The following is a 22882-nucleotide window of genomic DNA, read 5'->3' as shown; positions in this document are numbered from 1 at the left end:
GACACACCTTTCTCGGGGCGCTAGATGAGTCTCATTCCAGGCCTCAAGCCGCCTGCCGCAGCGGGGTCCAGGCGAACTCCGGATAGTAACTGTCCATCATCCGGTCGACATAAGCGGTGAGGTTCGGAAATCCTTCGGCGCGACGGCGCAGTGCGGATTCGAAGAACGGCGTCAGGATCCCGGCGAGTGCACCGAAGGCGGTGGCATCGACGCCGCAGGGCTTGTTGCCCATCAGATAGGACTTGTCGCCGAGCTGCACCGAGAGCGCAAACAGCGAGCGCACGGCGAGATCGACGTCGTCATCGGGCGCGTGGCGGCCGAGTCCGGAGAGCAGGTAGTTCTCGGCGACACGGAATTGCGCGTCCTCGCGCAACTTCTCGCGATTGTGCTCCGGCGCGCCGTCGAAGAAATGCGCAGGCCCCTTGGCGAAGTTGACCGGATCGACCCAGCGCGCCCCGACCAGCGCAAAATAAACGTGATGCTCGATCATGCGTTCGAATGCCCAGGCCTGCGCGCGCTCGACGAGCGACAGACCGGCGTCGAAATCGAAGCCGTAGCGGCGCTCGATATGGGCGCGGATGAAAGTGGAATCGGCCACCGCCTCGCCGCCATCGTCGATGAAGGGCAGCTGCCCCTTGGGTGATGCGGGTGGCATCGCCCGCTCCTTCCGGTAGGGCAATCCCGCCATCTTGAGCTGCACCTCCGTCTTGGTGACGAAGGGGCTGATTTCCGGCAGGCCGAAGCCGGCGCCAAAGCCGTAAAGCGTGATCATGAAGGCTCTCCTGAAACGACCGAAAGAGTTGAGGGAACTTAACCGCGGGCTGCTGCCACCATGGTGGCAGCAGCCGTGATATCTTCTGCGAAACGGGCCCCCCGCCAGGCGCGGGCCATGACATGACGGACCAGCGCGTCCGCGGCCTGCACCAGGAAGCGAGCCACCATGGTCGCGAGCGCAAGGCGGAGGTCGAGGACCATGAGATCAAGGGATACGAGGCGGCCGAACGCCCATGCGTACCAAGCTCGGGCTTGCAAACGCGGGACTTGCAAAGGCTGGACCTGTAAAGGCGGGGTCCGCCATAGCGCAGCGGCCGGGCCGAAATGAGTTGGAATGATCATGGACAAATCCTCTTCAGTCGACGTGTTGTCCCGGTATAGAACTCCCCTGCTGCCAACATCCTGTCAGCAGCCGCGCGCCGCCTTCTGAAAAACCACCGACAAGAGATCCGTCATGAGACGCGCCGACCGGCTGTTTCAAATCATCCAGGTGCTGAGGCGCACGCGTAAGCCGCTGACGGCGGACGCCATCGCGGCCGAGCTCGAGACCTCGAAGCGCACGATCTATCGCGACATCGCCACGCTGATCGGCCAGCGCGTGCCGATCCGTGGTGAAGCCGGCATGGGCTACATCCTGGAAAAGGGTTTTGACCTGCCGCCTTTGATGCTGACACCCGACGAAATCGAGGCGGCGGTGCTGGGCGCGCAATGGGTCGCCGGCCATGCCGATCCCGCGCTGGCGCGTGCGGCTGAAGATCTGATGGCCAAGATCGCCGACACTGTCCCTGAGCGCCTGCGTCCGTTCGTGCTGGAGCCGGCAAGCCGGGCCCGACCGAGCTGGAACAGGGAGCCGGACCGCTTGGACATGGCTCGCACGCGCACCCAGATCCACGAAGGCAAGAAGATCATGCTGCGCTATCGCGACGAGCAGGGCCGCGCCAGCGAGCGCATGATCTGGCCGATTTCGATCGGCTATCTCGAAGCCGTGCGCCTGCTCGCGGCCTGGTGCGAGCTGCGCGGCGACTTCCGCAGCTTCCGCACCGACCGCGTGGTCGACGCGAGCTATCCCGACGAGAGATATCCTGAAAGGCGCGACGTGCTGCGCGCGAAATGGCGCCAGAGCCTGGTCTGGGGCCCGCCAAAGGACACGTGACGATGGATGAGAACGCCCCGATCGACCTGTCGAGCTGTTGCCAGAGTTGCGGCGCCTGCTGCGGCTATTCGGCGAACTGGCCGCGCTTCTCGATCGAGAGCGACGAGGAGCTTGCCGCGATTCCCGAAGCGCTCGTCAACGACCGTCAATCCGGCATGCGCTGCGAAGGCGATCGCTGTTCGGCGTTGCAGGGGAACATTGGAAAAGCGACCGCGTGCGGCATCTATGCAGTGCGGCCGGACGTGTGCCGCACCTGCATGCCGGGCGATGCCGAATGCGCGATGGCGCGACGGAAATTCGGGCTGCCGGTGATAGAGGCCGCCGGCGCATGATCCGGAAAAGTGTGCAGCGGTTTTCCGCCGAGATCATACGCCAATAGAGAGCTAGAGCGCGATCGATCGTGCTTTAGGCCGGGACGGCTTCGCCGATCTCGTCGTCGATCTCGTCGTCCAGCGGCGCGAGCACCGAGAGCGGCTTGGTCGACAGCGTGATCGGCTTGCGGCCACCCGACAGCGACGGCGAGGATTTCGCCGCGCCTTCGCGCGCAAGCGCGTAGAGCGTCGAACCGACACGGCCGCCGTTCTCGATCAGGTCGCGCTCGTTACAGCTGCCAGCGATCGCGACCGCCAGCGAGTGCAGATGGCTGCGCCGATAGCAGAACAGCGCCAGCCTGGCGCGCGCGTCAGGGGAAACACTTTCAACCAGCCTCGGCAGGCCACTCTCGCTGGCGCGGTACATCTCGCCAAGGAGTTCGTCGCGGACCGGGCAGGAATCGCCTTCAAAGGTATCGCGGCTTGAAAACATTGCAGTTCTCCCTCGTCTGGGAAGATGCAGTGCAATTCTCTAATGAAAGGTTAACCACGCTGCCCGGTAGTCACCCGGGGGTCCTTGCGCGTGGGCCGCGAATCAAAGGGCTGGGCGGGGATCCAGCCGCGCTATCTGAGCCGATGAGTCAGGCGCGAACGCCTCCACGCGTCATGGCCGGGCTTGTCCCGGCCATCCACGGAAAGCCGAGAGGCGCGAAGAACGTGGATGCCCGGGACAAGCCCGGGCATGACGACCTCTTGTGGATGCCGATGGACGACCACCTACGCGCCGAGGCCGCCAGCGGTCAGTTCGCCGCCATGAAGATGGAGAGGCCGAAGCCAGTCAGATGGTGCAGGGCCTGGTCGACACCGATCAGGGTCCAGAACCAGGGATGCGCAAGATCGACACCGAAATTGGCTGAGACGAGGCCCTTGGCGCGGTCGATCGTGATGTGGATGACGAAGTCGATCAGCGCCACAAACCAGAATTTCGGCGCCACGATCAGGATCAGCGGCAGCGCAACCGCAAGGTGAACCAGGCAGTGCACCAGGAGCGGCAGGGCCCAGCCGTGCTTCTGGTCCTTGCCGTGCGCCATCCAGGCGGTCTGGAGGACGAAATCGGCGATGATGTGCTTGAACGTCAGCAGCAACATCCAACCAATGAGGGCTTCGACCGGAACCGCCGATGACAGAGGTGGAAACGACAAGGCGCCCTCGTTGACGTGACAAGAAGAATTGGAGCGTTCAGCGCAATCTCTTCCTGGACCGGTCAAATCGCCGGGACTTGCGATTTATGACACCTCCCGCGGCGGAATGCAGCCGGGGGGAACCGGAAAATCGCCAACTGTGGCTAACTGGTGATAGGATGACCAATCGCCGGGGCCGAGTTGAGTAAGGTTACCTTCGGCTCGGAATTTGCATTCCGCGGCCTGCGCGCTACCATCGTCAGTAGAGAATATCGTTCTTTTTTCAGACGTTTACGAATTACAGGGCGACCGCAGCGATCACATCCGCAAGCCGCCCGCCACCGGAAGCATAAGGCCAGAGTGCTGCCATGAGTACTGAGGGCCCGACCTCATCGCCGATCGAGCCACCGCCCCGGCGACCCAAGGTGATCAAGACCAATCAGCAGCAGGTCTTCCTCTACGTCGTGCTGACCCTGCTGTTGTCGCTTGCCACCGTCTGGGGCGGCCGCATGCTGGTGCACAATTCGGAGACGCTGACCTTTGCGGTCGGCGCCCCCAACAGCGACGAGGCGCTGTTCGCAGCCAAGCTCGCCGCCGTCCTGAAGAACAACGCCTCGCGCTTCCGGATCAAGATCGTCAACAACGCCGACAACGCCAAGGCGATCGCCCAGTTCGATCGCAAGCAGGCCGACCTCGCGGTGCTGCGCACCGACGCCAAGGTGCCGCTGCGGGCACGCACGCTCGCGATCCTCGAGCACGATATCGTGCTGCTGCTCGGGCCCGGAAACAAGAAGATCAAGTCGCTCGCCGAGCTGAAGAAGAAGAGGGTCGCCGTCGTCGCCGACAACGACTCCGCGCTCGTCTTCGTCCGCGGTATCCTCGACGTTCCGGAGGGTGCGGACGCGGGGAGGATCCGGATGGCGCCACAGGGCGCTACACTCGACAAGCTGTTCGCGCCGGCGAGCGGCTTTGGCGCAGTCGTCGCCATCGTCCACGCCTCGCGGGCGGTGCGGGACAAGGCGTATGAGCAGGTCGCCAGGCGCGGCGGCTTCACGCTGAACGCGATCGACGAGGCGAAAGCGCTGGCGCGCAAGATCCCCGGCATTTCCAGCGAGACGCTGACGGCGGGCACGCTGTCTGCATCGCCGGAAATTCCCGGCGACGATCTCGACACGATCGGGCTCGAATGGTTGCTGGTCGCCCAATCCAGGATGTCGCCGACGGCGGCCGGGGAGCTCGCGCGCACCGTCTACGAGAACAAGTCCGCGCTCGGGCTCGACAGCGGCTTTGCCACTAGGATCGAGCCCGCCTCCGTCGAGAAGGACGCCTTCGTGATGGCGCATCAAGGGGCGGCCGACTACATCAACGACGACACCAAGTCGTTCATGGATAAGTACAGCGACCTGATGTATCTCGGCGCTGCCGCGCTCAGCGTCATCGGCTCGATCTTCGCCGCGATCTACGCCAAGATCACCCGGATCGCGCCGGAGAAGGCCAGCGAGCTGGCCACCGCCATCCTCGACATCGGCGAGCGGATCGAACATGCGCATTCGCTCGACCAGCTCGAATGTCTCCAGGACGAGCTGGAAGGCATTTTACGCGGCGCCGTCATCGGCCTCAGAGACGGCACGATCAGTACCGACGGGCTCGACACCTTCAAGCTCGGCTACGAATTCGTCCGCGACGAGATCGGCATGCGCCGCGACTATCTCAAGCGCCATGCGGGCGCGGGCGAGAAGGCCGCTCAGGATGTGGCCCCTTCCCAGCACGACGAGAGCAATGTCGTGGTGGTGAAGACAGCTCAGAGTGCCTGACCCATCAATTTGAGGACCTACGGCGACGCCTTGCCGGCACGTCTTCGAGCGACCGGGGGCCCTAGGCCGGGAACCGTCCCTGTCCACAACCGTTTGTTCTCGGATCAACCGGAGACCGCGCCATGCGTGCACTCCTCATCATCTTCCTGCTGGGAATGTTGGCCGCGGTTGGCTATTTCGTTTATTCCGCGATGGCGGTCGAGGGCGAGCCGATCCCGACGGAAGGCTACGTGGCGCTGGCGTTGGGGGCCGGTTTTTCCGTTCTTGTCGGCATCGGCTTGATGGTGCTGCTGTTCTTCAGCAGCCGTCGCGGCTACGACGAACCGCCGCATTTCAAGTAGCGGCGCGTGGTCCGGCGGACCGTCGTTGACGGCCTCGAGCCGGGCAGGCACTTTGGCAGCGAGGTTCCAGCCGGGGACCGCAAAGACGAAACTGAGCCGCCTGCTCGCATGTCCAAGCCGCTGATCTCCGCTCTGGCCCAGTTCGCGGCCGCCACGGCCGGCCGCAACATGACCAGGGCGGCCTATGTGGCCGTCGCCGTCGGCGTGCTTGCCATGGTGCTCCTGACGGTCAACCCGGCCTATGAGACGGCACATCGCTGGGTCGACGCCCTGCTTTGGACCTGTCTCGTGTACTTCGTATACGAATGGGTGGTCCGGCTGCGCCATATGACGCGACAGGGGCGCCTTGCACTCTACATGTCCTCCTCCGCCGGGCTGGTCGACGCGGTCGGTGCGTTGGCCGTGCCGGCCGCGCTGATTCTCGGGATCGAGCCCAGGACGGCGTGGCTGCTCAGCGTGCTCTGGGTGCTGAAGGTGGTGCCGGGCATTCCCGGCCTGCGGCAGCTCCGCCGCGTGCTGGTGCTGGAATCGGGGCCGCTGGTCAGCGTGCTCGTGATCTTCCTGATGGTGGTCTTCCTGGCCTCGGTTGCCGAATATTTCCTGGAGCGGGACGTGCAGCCGCAGACGTTCGGCAGCGTGCCGGCCGCGCTGTGGTGGGCCGTCGCAACCCTGACGACGACGGGCTATGGCGACGTGGTGCCGGTGACGCCGCTGGGCCGCATGGTGGCGGCGCTGGTGATGATCTCCGGCCTCGGTGTGTTCGGCCTCTGGACCGGTATTTTGGCGACCGGCTTTGCCGCGGAGACCCGGCGCGACAATTTCCTCAAGACCTGGGAATCCGTCAGCAAGGTGCCGTTCTTTGCAGCGCTTGGACCGGCCGCCATCGCCGACGTCACCCACATGCTGCGCACCATGGAGCTGCCGGCGCGCACCATGATCATCCGCAAGGGTGCGCAGGGCGACTGCATGTATTTCATCGCCGCCGGCGAGGTCGAGGTCGACCTGCCCGGCAAGAAGGTGCGGCTCGGCGATGGCGCCTTCTTCGGCGAGATGGCCTTGCTCGGCAACAATTTGCGCGGCGCCAACGTCTCGACCACCAAGGTGTCGCGGCTTCTTGTGCTCGACCTCGTCGACTTCCGCGTGCTGATGGCGCGGCATCCCGATCTCGCCGAGACCATCGATGCCGAGGCGAAGCGGCGCACGCTCGAAAACAAATAAATGGCGACAAGCAAAATAAATGGAGACAAGAATGTCGGACACAGCCGACGCAGCCACTGGCCCGGTGCTCGAACTCGTTGGCGCACGCGCCACCATCCGCCTCAACCGGCCCAAACATCTCAACCGGCTCCAGGCCGAGGATCTCGGCGAACTGGTCAAACTGTTCGACCGGGTCGAGGCCGATCCTGCTATCCGCGTGCTGGTGCTGACCGGCACGGGGCGCGCCTTCTCCGCCGGCTATGACCTCAATTCCGTTGCCGAGCGCGCGGTCAGTGCGAACGAGCAGCAGAGCGCGGGATCGGCGTTCGAGGTGGTCGTCAACCGGCTGGAGGATCTCGGCGTCCCCACGATCTGCCGGCTCAACGGCGGCGTCTATGGCGGCGCGACCGACCTCGCGCTTGCCTGCGACTTCCGCATCGGCGTCGATACCGCCGAGATGTTCATGCCCGCGGCACGGCTCGGGCTGCATTACTACAGCAGCGGCATCAAGCGTTACGTGACGCGGCTCGGCGTCGACAATGCAAAAAAACTGTTCCTGACCGCGCAAAAGATCAGCGCGCCGGAGATGCTGCGGATCGGCTATCTCACCGACATGGTGGCGTTGGAGTTTCTGGACGAGGAGGTCGACAGGCTCGCTGCGATCCTCGCCGGCAACGCGCCGCAGGCGATGCGCGGCATGAAGCGCGCCATCAACGAATTCGCCCGCGGCGAATTGGACGCGCAAGCCGCCGATCAGCGTCACCGCGACAGCATGCGCGGCGACGAGATCAAGGAAGGCATCAAGGCGTTCGCGGAGAAGCGACCGCCGAAATTCTGATCAAGCCCGCTTCGACCGCATCGCGCGCACCTGCGTGAGCCTGGGATCGCGGGCAAGCGCCTTGTAGTGTTTGCTCTCGATGGGATAGATCGCGATCCGGCCCTTGCTATCGGCATGAACGCCCCAGCCGAAGCGCTTGCCCAGGCTCGACGCCCTCATGCACGCCTGCCCTCGGGAGAAGAACGCTTCGCGGGCCGCCTGCTTCTCCGTTTTCGTCGCCTTCACGGCGAGTTCGCGTCCCGACGCAGAGGTCGCGAAGATCACGTCGTCGGACGTGTATTTGTAAGGCGCCTTGGCGATCATCCCGTATTGCAGGCACGCCACCGTCGGCTTTCCCGCGCGCAGCGGCGGCTCTTCGCCGGTACGCGCAGGACAATCTTCAGCAACCTGGATGAAGGTGTTGAAGCAGTTGGTCGTGTGCACCGGCTTCGTCATCTGCAACCCCGGTTCATTCAACCGCCAGCCGCCGCAGCATGCTGCGCCGCCATCTCAGCGTCCGCTGCGTTGATGCGCTGGAACGCGGGCCGCGAGGTCATGCGTTCGGCATAGCGGACGAACACGTCCTTTTTCGGCACAATGCCGAACATCATGGTCCAGCTGAACGCGACGCCCCACAGCACGTCGGCGCCCGTCATGCGCTCGCCGAGCAGATACGGGCCCTTCGACAGCTGCGCCTCGAGCGCGCCGAGCATGATGTCATAGTCGGCATACGGCGATTGCGTGATCGGTGCCGGCTCGCGCTGCATGAACTTGTCGATCAGGGCCGGCTCGAACGAGGCGCCGTAATAGGCGATCCAGCGCAGATACGGGCCGCGCAGCGGATCGTTCAGCGCGGGTGTCAGCCCCGCCTGCGGAAACAAATCGGCTAGATAGATGGTGATCGCGACCTGCTCGGTCACCAGCGCGTTGCGGTGGTGGATCGCCGGCACCTTGCCGAGCGGGTTGATGGCGAGATAGGCCGGCTGGCGCTGCTCGCCGGCCTTCATGTTGAGGACACGAAGATCATAAGGCGCTCCCAGTTCCTCCAGCAGCACCCGCGTGCCGGTGGCCCGGGTTTGCGGCGAATAATACAGCGTGATGCGGTTCGGATCAGTCATGGCGGTCTCCATCTGCCGGCTGGCGATGGCGTTGTAGCGGACCATACCTGACATCCTGTGTCAGGTATGGTTTAAGGAATCATGCGCGCGAGCCGGATGCTGTCGATCCTCACCACCCTCCAGGCCAAGGGGCAGGTCACCGCGCCCGAGCTCGCGCAGGCCTGCGAAGTCTCGGTGCGCACGATCTACCGCGACATCGACGCGCTCGCGGCGTCCGGCGTCCCCGTCTATGCCGACCGCGGGGCGGAGGGCGGCTATCGCCTGCTCGACGGCTATCGCGTGCGGCTGAACGGTCTGTCGCAGAGCGAGGCGGAAGCGCTGTTTCTGGGGGGATTGCCGGGCCCAGCGGCGGCGTTCGGGCTGGATGCGGCGATGATCGCCGCACAGAACAAGCTGATGGCCGCGCTGCCCGCCAATTTGCGCGAAGACGCCGGACGGATGCAGGAGCGCTTTCACCTCGACGCGCCGGGCTGGTTCGGCGAGGCGGAAGAACCGAAGCATCTGCGCACGATCGCCGCCGCGACCCTGCGCGGGACACTGATCAAGATCCGCTACCAGAGCTGGCGCGCCGAGAAGCAGCGTCGCGTCGCGCCGCTCGGTCTCGTGCTGAAAGGGGGCAGCTGGTATCTCGCAGGTCTGGTCGACGGCAGCGTGCGGACCTATCGCGTCGCGCGCGTGCTCGACTGCACCGCGCTCGACGATCGGTGTGAGCGGCCCGCCGGTTTCGATCTCGCCGGCTATTGGCGGGATGCAACGCTGCGTCTTGAGGCCGAGATGCATCCCAATGTCGCGATCGTTCGGCTGTCGCCCTTCGGCGTGAAACTGCTCGATGCCCTGAGCCAGCCTTACGTCAGGGCGCGTACGCAGCTCGAAGAGACCGCGGATGCGGACGGCTGGCGCATTGCCAGAGTGCCGACCGGCAAGACGTCATGGCATGCCGCCGCCGAATTGTTGCGGCTCGGGCCCGAGGCCGAAGTGCTGGAGCCGGCCGACCTGCGCGAGAAGATGGCCGAGCTGACAGAGGCGATGGCTGTGCGCTATCGCGCGGCGCGGAAAACAGGACGGCGGCGCGACGCGCCGCGACCGACGAAACACTCCTGAAACACGATTCTCCCCGCGCTGCATGAACGCATTCGCGTTTCGGCTCGACCGAGATGCAGGGACACAACAACGGCCCTTACGCCAAACTGGAGAATGAAAATGTTTCGTAAGCTTGCACTTGGTCTGATCGCCGCCGGCTCGCTCGGCGTTGCCGCTCTCGCCCCCACCGCCGCGTCGGCCCACGGCTTCCACCATCACTGGGGTCACGGCTGGGGCTTTGGCGGGGTCTACGTCAACAGCGGCGTCAACAATTGCTATCAGGAGCGCGTCGTCCAGACCCGCCACGGCCTGCGCGTCCGCGTCGTGAACGTCTGCGCATACGGGATCTACTGATATCCCGCATTCACGACAAAGCCCCGATCGCACCGCGATCGGGGCTTTGCGCGTCGATTTTTCTTCCGCTAGCCGGCCTGTCTATGTCGCCGAAACCAGGCCCAGGTCTCGCGCGTCGTCCGGATGTAGCCGCGGCCACGATGGACGATTTCGCCGTCGACGATCCCGTTCAGCTTCGGCAGTGCGTGGAACGGGATCGAGGGATAGGCGTGATGCTCGACATGGTAGGGCATGTTCCACGCGATCCATTTGACGATCGCGCCGGTGTAGGTGGTGCGGGTGTTCTGGAATGCGCTGCGGGTACGCTCGCAGCCGGTGTGCTCGGCGTAGAGATAGGGACGCAGGAAGAACTGCCCAATGATCAACGGCACGATCCAGACCCAGAGCAGCAGCGCCGACGAGAACCACAACGACAGCACGAGCAGCAGCGCATAGAGCGCGACATAGGCGCGCGCCTCGGTGACGATGATGGCGCGCCTGTTCTCGGGGATCCATGGCACGACGACCTTGCCGGTGACGGCATGGCCGAGCATCAGCCACAGGCGGCCGGCGACCTGAAGCACGCCGCTATAGGCGAGCGCGAGCTGCGTGTCGGATTTCGGCTTCACGCCGACGACGAGCTCCGGGTCCCTCTCGGGGTCTTGGGTGTAGCGGTGATGGTCCCAGTGAAACAGGCAATAATATTCGTAGGGCAAGCCGATGATGAAGCCCGAGAGATAGCCGACCACGAGGTTGAGACCGCGACTTTTGAACGCGGTCTTGTGCGCGGTCTCGTGCACGGCCATGAACAGGAAGGCGACGAGATAGCCCTGCACCGCCATCAGCGGCAACGCCCAAAGGATACCCCAGGTCGTCGAGACCCGCCAGATCAGCGCGCCGACCAGTACGACCATGCCGTAATGGCCGAGGCTCTGCACGGCGCCCCTGAGGTTGGACCGCACCGACAGTTCACGCAGCATCGCCGGCGCCAACGGCTTCAGCCGATGGCCGGAGTCTGAAACGGTTGCGTCGCTCATGATCGGATGCCTGCCCTACTTGCCGAGAAGCTCCGCGATCTCGGCCTTGATGAAGGCCCGATCGCGCGGATTGTTGATGGGGTTGCCGGCGCGATGGCCGTGCAGCGACGGGATCGGATGCAGCACCGCAGAGCGCGCATTGACCAGCCGGCCGAGTTCGTCCTCGTTGTCGCGGACGTCGAAATAGCGGTCGGTCGCACCGGGCATCAGCAGCATGTGGGCCGTGATCGCACCGAGCGCGCGATCGAAATCGCCGTTGAATGTGGCGCAGCGACTGATATCTCCGTTCTGCCAGATCCCGATCTGAGCCAGGAGATCGTTGGCATCGCGCCGGGCAAACGCCGCGTCCCATGTGCGGACGAGATAGTCGTCCAACGAGGTGAAGCCTGCTTCGCGCCAGATCTCGTCGCGATAGAAACCGTGCGACATCGCCCAACCCGCGTAGACTCGCCCCATGGCGCGATAGCCTGCGACGGGCTTCTCGGCGAAGCGGCCGTCACGGAAGGCGGGATCGGCGGTCAGCGCGGCCTTCACACTTTCCAGGAAGACGTAATTATAGGGCGCACAACGGGCACTGCCGCAGACGACGGCCGCCCGTTCGACCATATCGGGATGCAGCGCCGCCCAGTGATAGGCCTGCATGCCGCCCATCGACCAGCCATAGACCAAGGCTAGCTTCGAGATGCCGAACCGCTCGGTGAGCAGCCGATGCTGGACCGCGATGGCATCGTGATAGCTCACGATCGGGAACGGCGCGGCGGTATTCGACGGCGAGGACGACAGGCCGTTGCCGAACAGGTTCGGAATCACGATGAAGTAGCGCGTGGGGTCGAGCACGCCGTCGGGGCCGATCAGCCACTCGGTGTCGGTGTGCTGCGCGCTGAACGAGGTCGGATAGAGAATGACATTGTCCTTGTCCGGACCAAGCGTGCCGTAGGTCTTGTAGGCGAGCTTGAGCGAAGGGACGACGGCCCCGGACCGGAGCGTGACGTCGCCGGCCTCGAAGATCTCGTAGTCGCGCCCTGCCGTCATGGACCGAACTCCCGCTCACGCGGCGAGCGCGCCGCGGAAACAGCGATGCATCGATCATGCCGGTCCCGCAGACGCATCGTCGCGTAACGCTTAATAACTGTACTTATAGTCCATTTATTGTGGATCAGCAAGATAAATCCCGTCGCGAGCCGGCTCAGGCGATGGCGGCCAGGTAGCGCGCGACAGAGGCCGCGAAGGCGGCCTTGGCGCCTGCGGCGATGTTGCGGTCCCACCAGGCGCCGTAGATGCGATCGAAGGCCAGCGGCTCGACGGCAGCCGCAATCCGTCGCACTGCGGCGGCATTGAGTGGCATGTAGTTCGGATATGAGTACATGAAGCTGACGAAGCGGCGATCCATCGTGACCTGCGCGATATCGCCGGTGAGCAGCGCGCCCCTGCCGTCCGCACCCCTCGCATGGTGCAGCATGGTGGCGCCGGCGAAGTGACCACCGGTGCGCAGGAGCAGCACATCGTCGGAGATGCGATGGTTTTCGCCGGTCCAGTGCACGATCGACGCATGCGGACGCGTCACCCATTGGCGATCATCGGCGTGCAAATAGACCGGCACCCCGCCGAACGCCTCGCTCCAGTCGGCGAGCGCGCCATAGTAATGCGGATGCGAGATCGCGATCGCCTTCAACCCGCCGAGCGACCGCATATGCGCGATCGCCTCCGGCGTCGCCAGCGGTACGCAGTCCCACATCAGCCAGCCGTCCGCGAGCGGCACCAGCAGCGCCCGCTGGCCGATCGCAAAACTTGGCTCGAGCGCGATGCCGGTCAAGCCGAGATCGTCGCGCCAGGCCAGGCAGTGACGTTCCGAGAGCGCCTCGCGCGTGAGGAAAGTCTGGCCCTTCCAACCGACGTATTGCCGCTCGTCCTCGCAAATCTGACAGGCCGCGGGCGGATTTTCGCCATCCGGGAATTGCGCGCCGCAGGTTTCGCAGGTCCAGAGAGGCATGCCGTACTCCCAACAGAGACAATCCAACGTCAATAAGGAATTGCTGGCCGTAACTGCAAGGCCCGCCTCCGGGCAAGGGCTGGAACCAACCCGATCAGCACTCGTTAATGCCTCGTCCGCGCCAGAACGATTGGCTGAAAGGATTATGTCCCACCCGCCGTATTCCGGCTGAGACGACGTTTTGGTATCGATGACATCGCGGTCCCCCTCCTCGTCTCGTATCTGGCCCCTGTTCGCTCTCAACTTCTTCATGGCCGACATGCAGTCGGGCATCGGCCCTTTCGTCGGCGTCTTCCTCCAGGAGCGCGGCTGGGCGAGCGGGTTGATCGGTACCGCGATGACGATCGGCAATGTCGCGGGCATGCTGATCACCACGCCGATCGGCGGCTTCATCGACGCCAGCCGCAACAAGCGCATGTGGGTCGTGATTCCCGGCATCTGCGTGGTGCTCGCCTCCGCGATCATCCTGATCTCGCAAAATTTCTGGGCGGTGACGTTCTCGCAGATCGCACAATCGCTGGCGAGCGCCGCGATCGTGCCCGCGGTCACCGGCATCACGCTCGGCATCGCCAAGCAGAAGGGCTTCAACGCGCTCAACGGCCGCAACCAGGCCTTCAACCACGCCGGCAACATGGTCGGCGCCGCGCTGTCGGGCTATCTCGGTTACAAGTTCGGCTATGTCTCGGTGTTCGTGCTGGCGGCGGTGTTCGGCGCCATCGCGATCGCCTGTGTGATGATGATTCCGGCCAAGGCGATCGATGATCGCGCCGCGCGCGGCAGCAAGGAGGACGATCCCGACAGCGCGCCGGACGCGTTCACGATGCTGCTCAAGCACCGCGCGCTGCTGGTGCTGGCACTGGCGCTCGCGCTGTTTCATCTCGGCAATGCCGCCATCGTTCCGCTCTATGGCCTGGCGGCGGTCGCCGAGGGCCAGGCCAACGGCCCGAGCTTCGTCGCGACCATCGTGGTGATCGCACAAGGCGTCATGGTCATCACGTCGCTGATCGCAATGAAGGCGGCGAGCAAGCGCAACTACTGGCCCATCATTCTTGTCTCCTTCATGTTCCTGCCCATCCGCGGCGTGCTCGCCTTCTTCGTCACGGGATGGTGGGGCGTCGTACCGATGCAGGTGCTCGACGGCCTGGGCACCGGACTCCAGACGGTTGCCGTCCCCGGCATGGTCGCGCGCTCGCTCAACGGCACCGGCCGCATCAATCTCGGCCAGGGTGCCGTGATCACCGTGCAGGGTGTCGGCGCGAGCCTCAGCCCCGCGCTTGGCGGCTGGATCGCGCAATGGATCGGCTACGGCCCGACATTCCTGCTGCTCGGCGGTTTCGGCCTCGCGTCCATGGCGCTGTGGTTCGCGTTCGGCGCCCACGTGAAGAAGTATTGAGGCGCGAGCTTCACGTGCCAAAATTCTTCTGGATCGCCTTGTCGAGCGTCTCGCCGCCGACGAAGCGCTGGCGTAGCTCGCGCTTGAGCAGCTTGCCGCTCGGGTTCTTGGGCAGGGCATCGACGAAGATGACGCGCTTGGGCACCTTGAAATGCGCCATCTGGCCGGCGCAATGCTTGATGACGGACTCCTCGTCGAGCTTCTCCCCGCTCTTGACCACGACGATCGCAGTCACTGCCTCGATCCAGCGCGGATCGGGCAGGCCTACCACAGCAACCTCCGACACGGCAGGGATGCGGTAGACCATCTCCTCGACCTCGCGGCTCGCGACGTTCTCGCCACCGGTCTTGATCATGTCCTTGACGCGATCGACCACGGTGATGTGGCCCTCGTCATCGACGGTGGCGAGATCGCCGGAGTGAAACCAGCCGCCGGAGAACGCCGCCGCCGTCTTGACCGGATCGTTGTAATAGCCGGAGAGCAGATGCGGCGAGCGGTGCACGATCTCGCCGACTTCGCCGACCTTCACATCCTCCATCGAAGTGTTGACCACGCGGGTCTCGACATTGAGCACGGGCTTGCCCGCCGAGCCGGCCTTGCGCAGTTGGTCCGCAGGACCCAGCACGGTCGCGAGCGGCGCGATCTCGGTCTGGCCGTAGAAATTCCAGAACTTCACGCTGGGCAGGCGGCGCTGGAGCTCGAGCAGCACCTCCACCGGCATGATCGAGGCGCCGTAATAGCCCTTCTGCAAGGTCGACAAATCCGTCTTGTCGAAATTGGGCGAGCGCAGCATCGCGATCCAGATCGTCGGCGGCGCAAAGAACGATGTGATCCTGTGCGCCTGGATCAATGTCAGAATATTGTCGGCCGCAGGCTTGCCCGTGATCACACCGGAGGCGCCGAGATAGATTTGCGGCCCCAGGAACACGTCGAGCTGCGCGCAGTGATAGAGCGGAAGCGCGTGCAGGAATTTGTCGTCCACGCTCATGCCGCCGTCGATGATGCAGCTGACATACTGCCACATCACCGCGTCATGGGTCAGCATCGCGCCTTTGGGCAGCGACTCCGTGCCGCTGGTATAGACGATCTGCGCGAGATCGCGGCTGTCGACGGACGCATCGAGATACGAGCCGTCGGAGCTGAGGAGATCGTCGAAGGTGGTGAGGCTAGCGGGCGCGGTGGCGGGATCCTCACCCGGCAGCCAGATCATCTTCTCGACCGCGCAATCCCTGGCGCTGGCCGCGCGCGCGGGCTCGACGAAATCAGGGCCGGCCGCGAGCAGCTTTGCGCCGGAGCTCTTCAGGATGAAATTGATCTCGTCCGGATTGAGCATGAAGTTGATCGGCACCAGCACCGCACCGATCCGGGCCACCGCGAACCGGAGCGCCGCAAAGGCATGCGAATTGCGCGAGAGCACGGCGAGGCGGTCCCCCTTTTTCACGCCGAGGCCAACCAGGCCACGGCCGAGCCGATTGCAGATCGCGTCCATCTCGGCAAAAGTCCAGCTCACATTGCCGCAGCTCACCCCGAGCTTGCCCGGATCGCGACCCGCCGCACGGCGCAGGAGGTCGCCGATGGAATGCTCGCGGGCCTTCGAGATGGTCGCTGCGGTGTCGCCGGTCATTTCCGTTCCCCTGAATTTTCTCATTGCGTGAGTGCCGCCCTGAGCACAGGTCAGGCCATTGCATTCACGCGCGTCTTGTTCTTTGCAAAAGCGTAGTCGGGGCAACCGGCCGCGTCAAATCAGCCAGCGAGCGCGGCGCCGTTACGCAAGAGTTGACGCTTGAGGGAGGCAAATCTAGCCTCGTGCGCCAACGATAGAGTTTGGGGAAATGCCATGTGCCGGATTATGCGTGCCGCCCTAGCGGCCGGATTGACTGCGTTTGTGATCAGCCCGTCTCTCGCCCAGCAGGCGCCGCTCAAGATCGGCGTGCTCTCCGACTTCTCCTCGGTCTATTCCGACATCGGAGGCCAGGGGAATGTCGAGGCCACCAAAATGGCGATCGAGGATTTCGGCGGGCAGATGTTCGGCAAGCCGATCGACATGGTCAGCGCCGACGTGCTGAACAAGCCCGATGTCGCCTCCACCATCGCGCGAAAGTGGTGGGAGACCGAGGGCGTCGACATGATCATCGACCTGCCGACCTCGGCCACTGCGCTTGCAGTGATGGAGCTGTCGAAGCAGTATGAGAAGATCATGATCGTGACGGATGCGGCAAGCTCCGACATTACCGGAAAGTCCTGCTCGCCCTACACCGCGCACTGGACCTACGACACCTACGCCAACGCGCACACGGTCGGCAGCGCCATCGTCAAGAACGGCGGCGATAGCTGGTTCTTCCTCACGGCGGACTACGTGTTCGGTCATTCAGTCGAGCGCGACACCTCCGACGTGGTGAAGGCGGCCGGCGGAAAGGTGCTCGGCAGCGTCAAGCATCCGCTCAACACCGCGGACTTCTCCTCATTCCTGCTGCAGGCCCAGGCCTCGAAGTCCAAGATCATCGGGCTGGCGAACGGCGGTGGCGACACCATCAATGCGATCAAGCAGGCCGGTGAGTTCGGCATCGTCGCCGGCGGCCAGAACCTGGCTGCGATCGTGATGTTCATCTCCGACGTGCACAGCTTAGGGCTGAAGCTCGCGCAGGGACTGATCATCACCGAGGCCTATTACTGGGACCTCAACGAGAAGACCCGCGCTTTCGGCAAGCGTTTCATGGAGCGCGTCAAGCGCATGCCGACGATGAACCAGGCGGCGACCTACAGCGCGACGCTGCACTACCTGAAGGCGGTGCAGGCCGCTGGCACAAAGGACACCAAGACCGTGATGGCCAAGATGCGCGAGCTGCCGGTGAAGGATGCCTTCACCGACAACGGCAGCTTACGCGAAGACGGCCGCATGGTGCACAGCATGTATCTGTTCCAGGTGAAGAAGCCCGAGGAGTCCAAAGGCCCGTGGGACTATTACAAGCTGCTCGCCGAAGTCCCTGCCGACCAGGCCTTCCGGCCCCTGAAGGACGGCGGCTGCCCTCTTGTGAAGTGAGCCAACAGGACGGACAAGGCGTAGGTTCGCTAGCGCTGTCGGTACAGGCTCAGAGCTTGTGCCCCTTCTGTCGCAGCGCCTCGATGAGGCGCTGCTTCAACTCGTCGGCCGTCTTCTGACCGACGTCCTGACCGATCTGCGCGCTGGCCTGCGCCAGCGCATCCGACTTCTCCAGAAGCTTCTTCCCGGCTGGCTGGACATAGAAAGCCTCGATCTGGCGCAGCTCGTCAATGCTGAAGCTCTGCGCATAGAGAGCGGCGACCTGGTCGATCATTGAGGTGAGGGCCGGGGTGTAGATCTCGGAGCCGGGTGCCGTCACCGCGTCATAATCGCGCTCGATCTCCGGCCTGTCCTGCGCGACCCAGGGCCTCAGCTTGAGCAGGAGCTGCGGCAACAGCGCGCGATACTGATCCGCGATCTTCAAGGTGACCACGAGCTTGCGCGCCGCGCTCATCGCCTCCGGCGAGGGCGCTTGCGCCGATGCACCCGAGATCAGGAGCAGGAGTGTGCCGGCGATCGTCAACACAAGTCTGGACATAAACCCCTCCGTTGGATCTCTCCGCGAAAATGCAGGCCGGCGATACTCAACGACCCGCGGGCGCCACGGCAGACCTGTCCGCAGGCGCGCTTTCCAGGACGGTGTCGGCCTCCTCGATCTCCGTCACCTTCACGAACAGGTTCGGCACCCGTTCGGTCCGGTCGAGCAGCCAGGCGGCTGCGATCATGATGACGATGCCGACGACGGAGACCGCGAGCTGCTCCCAGACGCCCTTGGTGTATTGCGTCAGGATCCAGTGCGCCGAGAACGACAGGAAGACGCCAAGGCAGAAGATCGGCAGCGAATGCTGGCCGCAGAGGATCACAGGGCGCAGCCAGGCCCCGTGCAGGGTCCGCCATTTGCGCGAGATGAGGTGAGTCACCCAGATCGCCAGCGCCAGGAAATGCGTGAAGCGCAGCATGTCGAGGTCGGTCTTGTCGATCGGGTAGATCGCCTTGATCATCCATTTCGGGGTCAGGGCATCGAGCGCGGGGACGTGCCAGGTCATCACGATCAGCAGCGCGAAGGCGAGCCAGGCCGCGGCCAGCGCCATCGCCGCCCTGGACCACACCCATCTCGCGATCTTGTCGATCTGGCCGATGCCGCACCAGGCTGCGAACACGAACATCAGCTGCCAGCAGAACGGGTTGAAGTACCAGTGCGTGCCGGGCGGATAGGAGGCGACGTTCCAGTCGAACCAGCGCGCCAGCACGTAGAGCACCACGGATGCGGCGAGCGTCAGGTTCGGCCGGCGCACCAGGCACCACACGATGAAAGGCGAGGCGAAAACGAGCGTGATGTAGAGCGGCAGCACGTCGAGATTGACCGGCTTGTACTTCAGGAGGATCGCCTGCCCGATCAGCTCGTCCGGATGCGACAGGAAATTGAACACGTTGAACTCGTGCTCGTACATCGGATTGTCGAAGCGGCGCGCGGTGCGGGCGATCTGCGCCGTGAACAGCAGGAACAGCATGATGTGGGCGACGTACATCTCGACCGCGCGCCGCCACAGCCGCTTCAGCGCGGCGAGAAACCAGCCGCCAGCGACGATCGGCCCGTAGATCCAGCCGACCAGATAACCGGAGATGAAGACGAAGAATTCGGCGGCGTCGCTGAAGCCGTAATTGCGCAAGGTCAGCCAAGCCACGACGTCGTGCGGAATGTGGTCGAGGAAGATCATCCACAGACCGATGCCGCGGAAGAGATCGAGTCGCAAATCCCGCTCGACCGGCGCGAGCAGCGCTGACTGGTCCCGTGTGATCATGGCCCCGCCTCGTTCGGTGGGCGTCGCGCCGTCGCGGCGCCGCAAAATCGGATGCTAAAAAATTGAAATCAAAAGTCGCCTGGCCGTGTGGCCAGGGCCGACGGTAGCCGACCTTGCTGCGCGCGCAAGGGCATAGTCATCGGAGCGGGCGGCACAAGCGTGCCGTCCTCCGCGCTGCACCATGAAGGGCCCTTCAAGATAAAGGGCGAAAACAACCCCATGCACAGTAGCTAACTCCTTGCGGCGCCTGCTTAATTTATTTGACGCGTCGGGCAGATTTCGGCCCCGATAGCGGCCCGGCCGCCGCTGCCGTCAGCTGAGCTCGTCACCCGTCGCCTGCATCTCGTTGAGCATCGCCTCGGCCTTGTGGCGCAGCGGCAGCGCGCCGCTCTCGGCGGCGATCGCGATGGTCGCGCGCAGGGCGCTCAGGATCGCCGCCCTGGCCTCCGGATCCGACGGCGGCGTCACCACGGCCTCGCCGAACAGCGCCTCCGCCTCCAGGCCGGAGAACCCCTGTTGCCGCGCGGTGTTGCGCGCTTCGCGCAGCATGTTCTGCGCGGCCTGGACGTCGCCGAGACGGTGGGTGGCGAGCGCCAGGTAGATCGAGCTGCGAAGCACCGCCGAGGTATAGCCGACCGCCTTCGCTTCCTCACGCGCTTCCGTCAGCATGCCGCGCGCCCGGTCAAACAGCCCCTGCTCCAGATAGGCCATGCCGAGATGGCAGGCGAGCACCGGCACGAACAGCCGGATGCCGTGCTTCTGCGCCAGGACAAAACCATTCTCGAGAATGGCCGCGGCCGCCGCCGGCTCGCCGCGGCCGAGCATCAGCCAGCCGCCGCTATAGGCCGCGGCGACGCGGTCGTAGGGGCGGCCGGTCTCCTCCGCGATCGCTGCGGCTTGCTGCTGGAGCTGCTCGGCGGCATCGATCTGGCCCATCACCGTGTGAGTGACGCTGTTCATCATGCAGCAAAGCAGGAGCAAAGATCGTGGGGTCGTGCCGATCGGAGCACTCGCGGTCAGACCCGCAAGGTGGACGCGGGCGGTGGCCAGCATCTTCTCGGCGCGATCGTAGCGGCCGGAAAGAAAATAGGCCTGCCCGAGACTGTATTGCGCGAGATTACGCCAAGCGGGATTTCCCGAGCTTTCCGCCAGATGCACCACATCTTCCCCGATTGTGACAGCTTCAACCGGCGTTCCATAGAAATTCTGGGCACCCGCTCTCATGGTCATGGCCGCGACCTTGCGTTCAATATCGCCAATCGCATCGGCTCGCCGTTCGGCCTCGCTCCCCAAATCCAGGGCTTCGGCGACACGCCCCGACCCGGCAAAGGCCAATCGCGCCTCCATCCGCAGGTCGATGGCGTCCGTTTCGCGCGCGTGCGTCACCGGGATCTTGTCGAGAGAACCCATCGCGATCTCGAAATAATCGACCGCTTCGGCAAAGGCCGAGCGCACCAGACATTTTCGAGCCGCGCTCCTGCCATGCTGAAAAGCCTTCCGCCAATCCTTCGCTCGGGTCGCGTGATAGCAGAGCGTATCCGGACCGTCGGTCCACGCCTCGTCGGTCTCGAGAGCCGCCAGAATGCTGGCATGGACGCTTTCCCGCACCTTCTCGACCATCGAATCGTAGGTCACCTGCCTGACCATCTCGTGCCGGAACTCGAGCGAATCCTCCAACTCACTGTCGATCCTGACGAGCAACTCGGCCCGGTCGAGCGCGGTGAGGCAATCCTGCAGGACGTCTTCCGGCACGGCCGCTACTCTTCGCAGTGTGGCCTGGTCGGCCCGGGGTCCAAGCGCCGCGGCGATCTGGAGAAGCGATCGTTCCTGTCGTGACACACGATCCAGCCGCGCCGCGATCACACCCTGAATGCTGCTGGGGATGCCGAGTTCGTCCACAGGACGCGCAAGGGAAAGGTCGCCCCACTGGCCAAGAAGCATGCCGCTGTCCTTCAAACTGCGGCAGACCTCCTCAATGAACAGCGGAACGTTGGCCGTATGAGAGATGATCCGATTCTTCAGGTCTTCGTTGGTCGTGGCGGGACCAAGCATGTCCGCGAGCATGGCCAGCCCCGAATTGTCATCGAGAGGCCGCATCGCCACGATTTCCGCGCGGCAGCTCGCGATCCACACCGGCATTCCATTGGGCCGCGTCGTCAGCAGCACAAGCAAATCAGGGCATTGCAGCCCCGAAAGGGTCGCGACGACCGCATCGCTGGCCCGATCCATCCAGTGCAGGTCCTCAATCAAAAGGATCGTACGCTGACGACGGGCGACGCTCTCGATGATCGCACAGCTTGCGTCTGAAATCGCACGACCGCGCGCGTGAGGCTCCAATTCATCCCATTGCGGATCGGAAACCGGCAAATCCAGGATCGCGTCGAGAGCCCGCTGTTGCACCACCGGCAATTCGTCTCTGGGATCATCCGTCTTGGTCTGATCTCTTGCTGACGTATCGAGGATCGAGAGCAACAGGCGCTTGAGCGCGCTGTACGGCGCACCCTGGAGATTTGGGCTGCACTCGACATCGATCAGCCGCCAGCCGCCAGCCCGGAGGTCCTGCGCGAATTCATGCGCAAGCCGAGACTTGCCAATGCCGGCGTCACCCATCAGCAGAACCGTCTGCCGGCCGGCAGCAACCCTATCCGCAGCGCGCCACAACAACGCCCGCTCCGTCGTGCGGTCGACGAATCTGGAAACGCTCCGCGCACGTCGGACCCGCCAGCTCGACAGATCACTCGCACCCATCACCCGGTAGACAGGCAGGGGCTCGCCGAAACCACGGAGCGCCTTGCGGCCAAGGAATTCAAAGCGGACGTGTCCGTCCGCCAGCTCCTGGCAGGCTTCGGAGACATAGATCTGGTTCGCCTCGGCTGCCGTCTCCAGCCGAGCCGCGAGGTGCTGGGCTGCGCCGCCGATCTCGTAGACCTTGGAAAATTCGCTCGCGACCATGTAGGCCACCACATGACCCGAGTGCAGGCCGACCCGGACTTGAAGTCCTGGATCGCCCAGACTGCCAACACGCCGGACCAGCTCGATGGCCGCGTGGCAGGCTAAGGGCGCGTGGTTGTCGTCGGCGATCGGGGCGCCGAAGACGGCGGCCAACCCGTCACCCAACTCCTTGCTGACGATGCCGCCGAACTGGCGCACCGCGCCTCTCATCGCCGCAAGAGCAGGCTCGAGGCGCGACACCGCCGCCTCCGGCTCCAGTTCGGCAACAAGACCTGTGGAATCGACGACGTCGGCACGCAGAATCGTCACAAAGCGTCGTTCGCTGTCGGGGTCGACGGGCTGGCGCACCGCCGCTCCGCATTTGGAGCACCAGCGGTCGCCCGGACCAATCGCCGACTGACAAGCGAAGCAATGCATTCCAGCGCCTTCAACCACTGCCTCGGCAGCCTCACCCCAATCCCCGCGAGGCGTTCGACCCAACAATACCTATAGGAAAGTGCATGGCAATTGGGCTTGCGACATAGGCGACGTTACGGGATGGAGGCTCTC

23 protein-coding genes are annotated in these 22882 nt (G+C 64.3%); 10 read left to right on the top strand and 13 right to left on the bottom strand.

Features of this window, described 5'->3' with window-relative positions; genetic code table 11:
* Nucleotides 1-43: 43 nt before the first annotated feature.
* The gene (locus IVB36_RS04735; protein WP_018458461.1) at nt 44-772 is read right to left on the bottom strand and encodes a glutathione S-transferase family protein; all 729 of its coding nucleotides are present in this window, start codon (nt 770-772) and stop codon (nt 44-46) included.
* Nucleotides 773-810: 38 nt separating this feature from the next.
* Nucleotides 811-1116: a hypothetical protein gene (locus IVB36_RS04730; protein ID WP_247294194.1), complete on the bottom strand. Its 306-nt coding sequence runs from the start codon at nt 1114-1116 to the stop codon at nt 811-813.
* 112 nt (nt 1117-1228) lie between these two features.
* Here IVB36_RS04730 and IVB36_RS04725 point away from each other — a divergent pair, with 112 nt between their 5' ends.
* Together IVB36_RS04725 and IVB36_RS04720 are read left to right on the top strand one after the other, a co-directional pair.
* Nucleotides 1229-1927, top strand: a complete 699-nt coding sequence (locus IVB36_RS04725; RefSeq protein WP_007599649.1) for a YafY family protein — start codon at nt 1229-1231, stop codon at nt 1925-1927.
* A 2-nt stretch (nt 1928-1929) separates the two neighbouring features.
* Nucleotides 1930-2259 (top strand): YkgJ family cysteine cluster protein, encoded by a 330-nt coding sequence (locus IVB36_RS04720; RefSeq protein ID WP_018458459.1) that lies wholly within the window; start codon nt 1930-1932, stop codon nt 2257-2259.
* A 73-nt stretch (nt 2260-2332) separates the two neighbouring features.
* On the opposite strand, the gene IVB36_RS04715 is transcribed toward IVB36_RS04720, so the two are convergent.
* Entirely contained in the window at nt 2333-2731 is a 399-nt protein-coding gene (locus tag IVB36_RS04715; RefSeq protein ID WP_018458458.1) for a hypothetical protein, read from the bottom strand.
* A gap of 307 nt (nt 2732-3038) precedes the next feature.
* On the bottom strand, nt 3039-3386 hold the full coding sequence (locus IVB36_RS04710) for a DUF3307 domain-containing protein (protein ID WP_018458457.1): 348 nt from the start codon (nt 3384-3386) through the stop codon (nt 3039-3041).
* A 401-nt stretch (nt 3387-3787) separates the two neighbouring features.
* On the opposite strand from IVB36_RS04710, the gene IVB36_RS04705 reads away from it, so the two are divergent.
* From IVB36_RS04705 to IVB36_RS04690, 4 genes are all read left to right on the top strand, one after another.
* A complete protein-coding gene (locus IVB36_RS04705) occupies nt 3788-5233 on the top strand; it encodes a TAXI family TRAP transporter solute-binding subunit (RefSeq protein ID WP_247390773.1) in 1446 nt (481 codons plus the stop codon).
* Between the two features lie 122 nt (nt 5234-5355).
* Nucleotides 5356-5574: a hypothetical protein gene (locus IVB36_RS04700; protein ID WP_018459453.1), complete on the top strand. Its 219-nt coding sequence runs from the start codon at nt 5356-5358 to the stop codon at nt 5572-5574.
* A gap of 108 nt (nt 5575-5682) precedes the next feature.
* The gene (locus IVB36_RS04695; RefSeq protein WP_026233815.1) at nt 5683-6792 is read left to right on the top strand and encodes a cyclic nucleotide-gated ion channel; all 1110 of its coding nucleotides are present in this window, start codon (nt 5683-5685) and stop codon (nt 6790-6792) included.
* A 31-nt stretch (nt 6793-6823) separates the two neighbouring features.
* Nucleotides 6824-7609: an enoyl-CoA hydratase/isomerase family protein gene (locus IVB36_RS04690; protein WP_018459451.1), complete on the top strand. Its 786-nt coding sequence runs from the start codon at nt 6824-6826 to the stop codon at nt 7607-7609.
* On the opposite strand, the gene IVB36_RS04685 is transcribed toward IVB36_RS04690, so the two are convergent.
* On the bottom strand, nt 7610-8044 hold the full coding sequence (locus tag IVB36_RS04685) for a DUF6157 family protein (protein WP_018459450.1): 435 nt from the start codon (nt 8042-8044) through the stop codon (nt 7610-7612).
* Nucleotides 8045-8061: 17 nt separating this feature from the next.
* On the bottom strand, nt 8062-8706 hold the full coding sequence (locus IVB36_RS04680) for a glutathione S-transferase family protein (protein ID WP_026233814.1): 645 nt from the start codon (nt 8704-8706) through the stop codon (nt 8062-8064).
* Between the two features lie 81 nt (nt 8707-8787).
* Between IVB36_RS04680 and IVB36_RS04675 the strand changes: the two genes are divergently transcribed.
* The gene (locus IVB36_RS04675) at nt 8788-9807 is read left to right on the top strand and encodes a YafY family protein (protein ID WP_085361649.1); all 1020 of its coding nucleotides are present in this window, start codon (nt 8788-8790) and stop codon (nt 9805-9807) included.
* A gap of 99 nt (nt 9808-9906) precedes the next feature.
* Nucleotides 9907-10140 (top strand): hypothetical protein, encoded by a 234-nt coding sequence (locus IVB36_RS04670; protein ID WP_018459448.1) that lies wholly within the window; start codon nt 9907-9909, stop codon nt 10138-10140.
* Nucleotides 10141-10208: 68 nt separating this feature from the next.
* On the opposite strand, the gene IVB36_RS04665 is transcribed toward IVB36_RS04670, so the two are convergent.
* The 3 genes from IVB36_RS04665 to IVB36_RS04655 all read right to left on the bottom strand — a co-directional run bounded on the left by IVB36_RS04665 (nt 10209) and on the right by IVB36_RS04655 (nt 13146).
* On the bottom strand, nt 10209-11156 hold the full coding sequence (locus IVB36_RS04665) for a fatty acid desaturase (RefSeq protein ID WP_018459447.1): 948 nt from the start codon (nt 11154-11156) through the stop codon (nt 10209-10211).
* Nucleotides 11157-11171: 15 nt separating this feature from the next.
* Entirely contained in the window at nt 11172-12188 is a 1017-nt protein-coding gene (locus tag IVB36_RS04660; protein ID WP_018459446.1) for an alpha/beta fold hydrolase, read from the bottom strand.
* 154 nt (nt 12189-12342) lie between these two features.
* Entirely contained in the window at nt 12343-13146 is an 804-nt protein-coding gene (locus IVB36_RS04655) for a hypothetical protein (protein WP_018459445.1), read from the bottom strand.
* Nucleotides 13147-13336: 190 nt separating this feature from the next.
* On the opposite strand from IVB36_RS04655, the gene IVB36_RS04650 reads away from it, so the two are divergent.
* The gene (locus IVB36_RS04650; protein ID WP_026233813.1) at nt 13337-14539 is read left to right on the top strand and encodes an MFS transporter; all 1203 of its coding nucleotides are present in this window, start codon (nt 13337-13339) and stop codon (nt 14537-14539) included.
* A gap of 10 nt (nt 14540-14549) precedes the next feature.
* Here IVB36_RS04650 and IVB36_RS04645 read toward each other — a convergent pair whose 3' ends face one another.
* Nucleotides 14550-16163, bottom strand: coding sequence for an acyl-CoA synthetase (locus IVB36_RS04645; protein ID WP_018459443.1), 1614 nt, complete (start codon nt 16161-16163; stop codon nt 14550-14552).
* A 213-nt stretch (nt 16164-16376) separates the two neighbouring features.
* Between IVB36_RS04645 and IVB36_RS04640 the strand changes: the two genes are divergently transcribed.
* A complete protein-coding gene (locus IVB36_RS04640) occupies nt 16377-17579 on the top strand; it encodes an ABC transporter substrate-binding protein (protein ID WP_026233812.1) in 1203 nt (400 codons plus the stop codon).
* Nucleotides 17580-17628: 49 nt separating this feature from the next.
* On the opposite strand, the gene IVB36_RS04635 is transcribed toward IVB36_RS04640, so the two are convergent.
* From IVB36_RS04635 to IVB36_RS04625, 3 genes are all read right to left on the bottom strand, one after another.
* The gene (locus IVB36_RS04635) at nt 17629-18117 is read right to left on the bottom strand and encodes a DUF2059 domain-containing protein (RefSeq protein WP_026233811.1); all 489 of its coding nucleotides are present in this window, start codon (nt 18115-18117) and stop codon (nt 17629-17631) included.
* A gap of 46 nt (nt 18118-18163) precedes the next feature.
* Nucleotides 18164-19381, bottom strand: a complete 1218-nt coding sequence (locus IVB36_RS04630; RefSeq protein WP_026233810.1) for an OpgC domain-containing protein — start codon at nt 19379-19381, stop codon at nt 18164-18166.
* A 312-nt stretch (nt 19382-19693) separates the two neighbouring features.
* The gene (locus tag IVB36_RS04625) at nt 19694-22750 is read right to left on the bottom strand and encodes an adenylate/guanylate cyclase domain-containing protein (protein WP_247390772.1); all 3057 of its coding nucleotides are present in this window, start codon (nt 22748-22750) and stop codon (nt 19694-19696) included.
* Nucleotides 22751-22882: the final 132 nt, after the last annotated feature.

It is taken from the genome of Bradyrhizobium sp. 35, assembly GCF_023073215.1.
GTDB lineage: Bacteria > Pseudomonadota > Alphaproteobacteria > Rhizobiales > Xanthobacteraceae > Bradyrhizobium > Bradyrhizobium canariense_D.
This window is presented reverse-complemented; position numbering and strand designations above follow the sequence as displayed.

Bases quoted from the DNA above. Each gene is read 5' to 3' on its own strand.
- IVB36_RS04735 (WP_018458461.1), bottom strand. From the start codon at position 772: ATGATCACGCTTTACGGCTTTGGCGCCGGCTTCGGCCTGCCGGAAATC.
- IVB36_RS04730 (WP_247294194.1), bottom strand. From the start codon at position 1,116: ATGATCATTCCAACTCATTTCGGCCCGGCCGCTGCGCTATGGCGGACC.
- IVB36_RS04725 (WP_007599649.1), top strand. From the start codon at position 1,229: ATGAGACGCGCCGACCGGCTGTTTCAAATCATCCAGGTGCTGAGGCGC.
- IVB36_RS04720 (WP_018458459.1), top strand. From the start codon at position 1,930: ATGGATGAGAACGCCCCGATCGACCTGTCGAGCTGTTGCCAGAGTTGC.
- IVB36_RS04715 (WP_018458458.1), bottom strand. From the start codon at position 2,731: ATGTTTTCAAGCCGCGATACCTTTGAAGGCGATTCCTGCCCGGTCCGC.
- IVB36_RS04710 (WP_018458457.1), bottom strand. From the start codon at position 3,386: ATGTTGCTGCTGACGTTCAAGCACATCATCGCCGATTTCGTCCTCCAG.
- IVB36_RS04705 (WP_247390773.1), top strand. From the start codon at position 3,788: ATGAGTACTGAGGGCCCGACCTCATCGCCGATCGAGCCACCGCCCCGG.
- IVB36_RS04700 (WP_018459453.1), top strand. From the start codon at position 5,356: ATGCGTGCACTCCTCATCATCTTCCTGCTGGGAATGTTGGCCGCGGTT.
- IVB36_RS04695 (WP_026233815.1), top strand. From the start codon at position 5,683: ATGTCCAAGCCGCTGATCTCCGCTCTGGCCCAGTTCGCGGCCGCCACG.
- IVB36_RS04690 (WP_018459451.1), top strand. From the start codon at position 6,824: ATGTCGGACACAGCCGACGCAGCCACTGGCCCGGTGCTCGAACTCGTT.
- IVB36_RS04685 (WP_018459450.1), bottom strand. From the start codon at position 8,044: ATGACGAAGCCGGTGCACACGACCAACTGCTTCAACACCTTCATCCAG.
- IVB36_RS04680 (WP_026233814.1), bottom strand. From the start codon at position 8,706: ATGACTGATCCGAACCGCATCACGCTGTATTATTCGCCGCAAACCCGG.
- IVB36_RS04675 (WP_085361649.1), top strand. From the start codon at position 8,788: ATGCGCGCGAGCCGGATGCTGTCGATCCTCACCACCCTCCAGGCCAAG.
- IVB36_RS04670 (WP_018459448.1), top strand. From the start codon at position 9,907: ATGTTTCGTAAGCTTGCACTTGGTCTGATCGCCGCCGGCTCGCTCGGC.
- IVB36_RS04665 (WP_018459447.1), bottom strand. From the start codon at position 11,156: ATGAGCGACGCAACCGTTTCAGACTCCGGCCATCGGCTGAAGCCGTTG.
- IVB36_RS04660 (WP_018459446.1), bottom strand. From the start codon at position 12,188: ATGACGGCAGGGCGCGACTACGAGATCTTCGAGGCCGGCGACGTCACG.
- IVB36_RS04655 (WP_018459445.1), bottom strand. From the start codon at position 13,146: ATGCCTCTCTGGACCTGCGAAACCTGCGGCGCGCAATTCCCGGATGGC.
- IVB36_RS04650 (WP_026233813.1), top strand. From the start codon at position 13,337: ATGACATCGCGGTCCCCCTCCTCGTCTCGTATCTGGCCCCTGTTCGCT.
- IVB36_RS04645 (WP_018459443.1), bottom strand. From the start codon at position 16,163: ATGACCGGCGACACCGCAGCGACCATCTCGAAGGCCCGCGAGCATTCC.
- IVB36_RS04640 (WP_026233812.1), top strand. From the start codon at position 16,377: ATGTGCCGGATTATGCGTGCCGCCCTAGCGGCCGGATTGACTGCGTTT.
- IVB36_RS04635 (WP_026233811.1), bottom strand. From the start codon at position 18,117: ATGTCCAGACTTGTGTTGACGATCGCCGGCACACTCCTGCTCCTGATC.
- IVB36_RS04630 (WP_026233810.1), bottom strand. From the start codon at position 19,381: ATGATCACACGGGACCAGTCAGCGCTGCTCGCGCCGGTCGAGCGGGAT.
- IVB36_RS04625 (WP_247390772.1), bottom strand. From the start codon at position 22,750: ATGCATTGCTTCGCTTGTCAGTCGGCGATTGGTCCGGGCGACCGCTGG.